General features: G+C 72.7%; 4 protein-coding genes. 3 read left to right on the top strand and 1 reads right to left on the bottom strand.

Going from position 1 to position 6,044, the window contains the following annotated elements:
• The first annotated feature begins 107 nt into the window (after nt 1-107).
• The gene (locus WDV06_RS21830; RefSeq protein WP_395511450.1) at nt 108-623 is read left to right on the top strand and encodes a VWA domain-containing protein; all 516 of its coding nucleotides are present in this window, start codon (nt 108-110) and stop codon (nt 621-623) included.
• A gap of 72 nt (nt 624-695) precedes the next feature.
• On the opposite strand, the gene aspS is transcribed toward WDV06_RS21830, so the two are convergent.
• Nucleotides 696-2,513, bottom strand: a complete 1,818-nt coding sequence (gene aspS / locus WDV06_RS21825) for an aspartate--tRNA ligase (protein WP_395511449.1) — start codon at nt 2,511-2,513, stop codon at nt 696-698.
• A gap of 147 nt (nt 2,514-2,660) precedes the next feature.
• Between aspS and WDV06_RS21820 the strand changes: the two genes are divergently transcribed.
• Both WDV06_RS21820 and WDV06_RS21815 read left to right on the top strand, forming a co-directional pair.
• The gene (locus WDV06_RS21820) at nt 2,661-4,895 is read left to right on the top strand and encodes a SpoIIE family protein phosphatase (RefSeq protein ID WP_395511452.1); all 2,235 of its coding nucleotides are present in this window, start codon (nt 2,661-2,663) and stop codon (nt 4,893-4,895) included.
• A gap of 50 nt (nt 4,896-4,945) precedes the next feature.
• Nucleotides 4,946-6,022, top strand: coding sequence for an AI-2E family transporter (locus WDV06_RS21815; RefSeq protein WP_395511448.1), 1,077 nt, complete (start codon nt 4,946-4,948; stop codon nt 6,020-6,022).
• The last annotated feature ends 22 nt before the right edge of the window (nt 6,023-6,044 follow it).

The raw sequence follows: 6,044 nt of genomic DNA, 5'->3' as shown, positions 1-6,044 counted from the left end.
AGCCCGGCGGGCCGAAGGGGTCGAGGGGAAAGCGCTCGGCGGTCAGCGCGGGGCGCCGCAGGTAGCCGCGGGCCAGGGTGTACCTGGTCCTCGACCGGTCCGGTTCCATGCGCGGGTTCTACAAGGACGGCAGCGTCCAGTACCTCGCCGACCACGCCCTCGCCCTCGCCGCGCACCTGGACGAGGAGGCCACCGTCCACACGGTGTTCTTCTCCACCGAGCTCGACGGCACCGCCGAGCTGACCCTCGACCACCACGACGACGGCTGGGTCGAGGCCCGCCACGCGGAGCTCGGCCGGATGGGCCGCACCAGCTACCACGTCGCCGTCGAGGCCGTCGTCGAGCGGTACCTGAAGGACGGCGGCACGGGCCCGGCCCTGGTCGTCTTCCAGACGGACGGCGCCCCCGACAACGTCCGCCCCGCCCGACAGGCGATCGCGGACGCCGCCGCCACCGCCCCCGGCATCCACTGGCAGTTCGTCGCGTTCGGCGACCACGACGCCAAGGCCTTCGACTTCCTGCGCAAGCTGGACGCCGAGAACGCCGGCTTCTTCCACGCCGGCCCCGCCCCCGCGGAGCTGACCTCGTCCGCCCTCCTCAAGGGCCTCCTCGACCGGTTCTGACGGCAGACGGACACACGAAGGGCCCGGGATCCCCAAGGATCCCGGGCCCTTCCCGTCACAGGAGCGGCAGCGTTACCGCGCGGCGTCCGGGTGGACGGCCTCGGCGACCGGCTTCGCGTCCGCCGCCTTCGTCTCGACCGGCTTGCGCAGGGCGATGTTCAGCTCGCGCAGGCGGCTCTCCTCCAGCACCGTCGGCGCGCCCATCATCAGGTCCTGGGCGTTGCCGTTCAGCGGGAAGGCGATGGTCTCGCGGATGTTCGGCTCGTCGGCCAGCAGCATCACGATGCGGTCCACACCCGGGGCGATGCCACCGTGCGGCGGGGCGCCCAGGCGGAACGCGCGCAGCATGCCCGCGAACTCGCGCTCGACCGTCTCGGCCTCGTAACCGGCGATCTCGAAGGCCTTCAGCATGACCTCGGGCTCGTGGTTGCGGATGGCGCCGGAGGACAGCTCGATGCCGTTGCAGACGATGTCGTACTGCCAGGCCAGGATGTCGAGCGGGTCCTTCTCCTCCAGGTCCTTCATGCCGCCCTGCGGCATGGAGAACGGGTTGTGGGAGAAGTCGATCTTGCCGGTCTCCTCGTCCTTCTCGTACATCGGGAAGTCGACGATCCAGCAGAAGCGGAAGACGTTCTCCTCGAAGTGGCCGGCGCGCTTGGCGGCCTCGACCCGGACCGGGCCCATGATCTTCGAGACCTCGTCGAACTCGCCCGCGCCGAAGAACACGGCGTGCCCGGCGGCCAGGCCCAGACGCTCGGTGAGGACCTTGACGTTGTCCTCGGTGAGGAACTTGGCGATCGGACCGGTCAGCGCGCCGTCCTCGCCGACGCGCACCCACGCCAGGCCCTTCGCGCCCAGCGAGACCGCGTAGTCGCCGAGGCCGTCGAAGAACTTGCGCGGCTGGTCGGCGGTGTCCGGCACGGCCAGCGCACGCACGTGCTTGCCGGCGAACGCCTTGAACTCCGAGCCCTCGAAGACGTCGGTGATGTCGACGAGCTCCAGCTTGGCGCGCAGGTCGGGCTTGTCGTTGCCGTACTTGAGCATCGACTCGCGGAACGGGATCCGCGGGAACGGGGAGGTGACCTCGCGGCCGTTGCCGAACTCGGTGAAGAGCTCGGTCATCAGCTTCTCGATCGGCTGGAAGACGTCCTCCTGCTCGACGAAGGACATCTCGACGTCGAGCTGGTAGAACTCGCCCGGCGAACGGTCGGCGCGGGCGTCCTCGTCGCGGAAGCAGGGCGCGATCTGGAAGTACCGGTCGAAGCCGGAGATCATCAGCAGCTGCTTGAACTGCTGCGGGGCCTGCGGCAGGGCGTAGAACTTGCCCGGGTTCAGGCGGGACGGGACGACGAAGTCACGGGCGCCCTCGGGGGAGGTCGCGGTGAGGATCGGGGTCGCCATCTCGTTGAAGCCGAGGGCCACCATCTTCGAGCGGATCGAGGCGATCACGGCCGAGCGCAGCATGATGTTGCGGTGCATGCGCTCGCGGCGCAGGTCGAGGAAGCGGTACTCCAGGCGCCGCTCCTCGTTCACACCGTCGTCGGTGTTGATCGTGAAGGGCAGCGGGGCGGAGGCGCCGAGCACCTCGACCTCGGAGACCTCGATCTCGATCTCGCCGGTGGCGAGCTCGGGGTTCACGTTGTCGGCACCGCGGGAGACGACCTTGCCGTCGACACGGACGACGGTCTCCTTGGTGACGCTGCTGAGGGCCTCGTTCGCCGCGGTACCGGGGCGGGCCACGAGCTGCGTGATGCCGTAGTGGTCACGCAGATCGATGAAGAGGATGCCGCCCAGGTCTCGACGGTTGTGCACCCAGCCGCTCAGCCGGACGTCGGATGCGACGTCGGAGGCACGAAGCTCGCCGCACGTGTGGGACCTGTACCGATGCATCAGTCATCCAGTTCTACGCGATTTCAAGGTGGACTCAACCGTCCCAAGGTTACCGTCCGGGAGCAAGCCTCACCGGGCGCGCCCGGAGCGCGGCCGCGGACGGCGCCGGACGGGCGCCGTGGCCGCATGACCTGTAAAGATGGCCGGGTGCGCACCGAGGACGTCCTGACCGCCATCGCGACCGGCCTGTGGCGGTGGGACAACGCGTCCGGAACGGTCACCCTCGACGGCGAGGCCGCCCGGCTGCTCGGGCTGCCCGCGGAACCCGTGGTCCTGCCCGAGGCGGCCGCCCGCGCGCGGTTCCACCCCGTGGACTGGAACGAGATCAACGGCATCGTGAACCTCGCCGTGGCCGAGGGGACGCTCGCCGAGGCCCGGCTGCGGATCATGGACGAGGACGGACGGGTGCTGCGCACGGTCCGCAGCCGCTCCAAGCCGCTGGAGAACCGGACCGCCGACGGCCGCGTCGACTACGAGCTGATCGGCACCATCCAGGAGATCGCCGAGCCGCAGCCCGGCACCACGGCCGCGCACACCCCGATCACCGGCGACTGGCGGCGCTCCCGCGAGGCCTTCCTGCTGGACGCGGGCCGGGCGCTGGCCGAGGCCCGCTCGACGGCCGAGGTGCTGCGGGTGGCGGCCTCGCTGTCCATGCCCGGCTTCAGCCCCGACGGGCTGGCCGTCTTCGGGACGGAGGGCGAGCGGCTGTCGGTCATCGGCCACCACGGGCACGCCCCGGGCGACGAGGGACCCTTCTCGGACATGCCCCTGGACACGGACTACCCGGCGGCCGAGGTCGTCCGGACCGGCCGGGCGATCTACCTGCCCACGCCGGAGGAGTACAAGCGGCGCTTCCCGGTCACCTGGCCGCTCGCCCGGGACTTCGGCCGGGCCTCCTGGGCCTTCCTGCCGCTGATCGTGGCCGGCCGGACGCTGGGGGCCTGGATGGCCGCGTTCAAGCACCCGGTGAGCTTCTCCCCGGACGAGCGGTCGGTGCTGACGACGGTGGCCCGGATGCTGGCCCAGGCACTCCAGCGGGCCGGGGTGGCCGAGTCGGAGCGGGAGCTGACCACCGGCCTCCAGCGGTCGATGATGCCCCAGCTCGGCCCCGACATCCCCGGCATGACCATCGCCGCCCGCTACGTCCCCACCGGCGGCGGGCTCCAGGTCGGCGGCGACTGGTACGACGTGATCCCGCTGCCCTCGGGCCGGTTCGCCCTGGTCATCGGCGACGTCCAGGGGCACGACGTACGGGCCGCGGGACTGATGGGCCAGCTGAGGATCGCCGTACGGGCGTACGCCTCCGAGGGTCACCGGCCCGACGCGGTGCTCTCCCGCGCCTCCCGCTTCCTGGCCGGGCTGTGTTCCGCTCCCGCCGCGGACGAGGACCCCGCCGCCGGACCCGGCGACGGACCCGACGACGACTTCGGCAGCCCGCGCTTCGCGACCTGCCTGTACGTGGAGTGCGACCCGCGGACCGGCACGCTGGAGATCGCCCGGGCCGGGCACCCGGACCCGGTGGTGCGGATGGCCGACGGCACGGTGCTGATGCGGCCGACGGCCGGCGGGCTGCCGCTCGGCATCGTCCCCGACACCGACTACCCCACGACCCGGTTCGCGCTGGAGCCCGGCGAGACGCTGATGCTGTGCACCGACGGGCTCATCGAGACCGGCGGGCACGACCTCGACACGGGCTGGGCCCGGCTGCGCGCCATCCTGGAGACCGACGCGCACGACCGCACCGCCGCCGCCGCGGGCGGCGGGGACGCGGAAAACCACCTCGAACGCCTCGCCGACCTGCTGGTCCAGGCCGTGCACGGGCCGTCCTCGCACCACACCACCGGGCCACTGGCCGACCGCCGCGAGGACGACATCGCCGTGGTGCTGCTGTGCCGCGAGAGCCCGAGCTGCGGCTGCGGGACCGTCGCGGCGCATCCCGTACGGCCCGTCCGGCGCACGGTGCTGACCGTGGCCCAGGCCGAGCCGGCCCGGATCGCCGGCGCCCGCCGGCAGGTCCGCGAGCTGCTGCACGACTGGGCGGACCCGGAGCAGGTGGACTCGGCGGTGCTGATGGTCTCCGAGATGGTGACGAACGTCCTGGTCCACACCGACGGCGACGCGCTGCTGGTCGTGGAGGCGGCGGGCGAGCCGGGAGCGCGGCGGCTGCGCGTGGAGGTGGCCGACGCGAGCGACGAGCTGCCGCACAAGCGCCACCCCGGTGAGATGGCCTCAAGCGGGCGGGGCGTCCTGCTGATGGAGATGCTGGCCGACGTCTGGGGAGTGGACCCGCGCGGCGAGGGCAAGTCGATCTGGTTCGAGCTGTACGAACGGTCCAAACCGAAGGGCGACGAGGACCGGGAGTCACCCCGGCCCGCCACCTGACCACCCGCCCCGGGCCTCCGGGGCCGCGCCACCGAAAGGCGGACCGGGTCATGCCGAACCCGACGACCCCTCTCCTCCCCGAACCGGTCCGGCGGCTGGCCGCCTGGTGCGCCGTGGTCCTGCTGGCGGCCGGCGTGGTCGGGATCGGCGTCTGGCTCTGCGTGGTGTTCAGGACGGCCGTCACTCCGGTCCTGCTCGCCCTGCTGGGGACCGCCCTGCTCGGCCCGCTGCACCGGCGGCTGGTCCGGATGGGGATGCGGCGCTCCCTCGCCGCCGTACTGACCTGCCTGGCCGTGGTGGTCGTCGCCGGCGGGGCCGCGTACATCGTGGCGACCGCGCTGGTCAAAACCGGCGACCAGATCCTCGGCGCCCTCAAGCAGGCCGGCGAGGAGCTCGCCGAGCGCTTCGGGGCCGCCGGAGCCTCCGTGCGGGACCTGGCCGCACACGCCCAGGGGTTTCTCGCCGACCTCGGCGGTACGGTTGCCTCCGGTTTCCTCGGCGGCCTCGGGGCCGTCGGCGCGATGACCGCGACCTCGGTGCTCGCGCTCCTGCTGATGTTCTTCTTCCTGCGGGACTCCGACCGCGCCGCGGACGCCCTGCGCTCCCTCGCCCCGCGCTCCGCCGGGGACGTCGTCGAGGCCATGGCCCGCCGTGCCTACGGGGCCGTCGAGGGGTTCATGCGCGGCACGACCTTCATCGCCGCGATCGACGCGGTCTGCATCACCGCGGGGCTGCTGGTGCTGCGCGTACCGGGCGCGGTCGGGCTGGGCGCCCTGGTGTTCGTGGGGGCGTACATCCCGTACCTGGGGGCCTTCGTCTCCGGCTCCGTCGCCGTGCTGGTGGCCCTCGCCGACCGGGGGTGGGCCGTGGCGCTCTGGACGCTGGGCGTGGTGCTGGCCGTGCAGATGCTGGAGGGGCACGTCCTGTTGCCCATGGTCCAGAGCCGGACGGTACAGATGCACCCGGCCACGGTGATGGTGGCGATCACCGCCGGGGCGGGCGTCGCCGGGGTCCTCGGGATGCTGTTCGCCGTGCCGCTGACGGCCGCGGTGTCCGGCGTCGTGTCGGAGATCCGGGCCCGGTACGCCGAGCCGGCCGCGGGGCCCGGGCCCGGGAGCCCCGCGTGAGGGGTGCGCCGGGCCCGGTGTT

It is taken from the genome of Streptomyces racemochromogenes, from assembly GCF_044129415.1.
GTDB classification, from domain to species: Bacteria; Actinomycetota; Actinomycetes; order Streptomycetales; family Streptomycetaceae; genus Streptomyces; species Streptomyces racemochromogenes_A.
The sequence above is the reverse complement of the archived record's forward strand: the minus strand, read 5'-3'. Positions and strand labels throughout refer to the sequence as shown.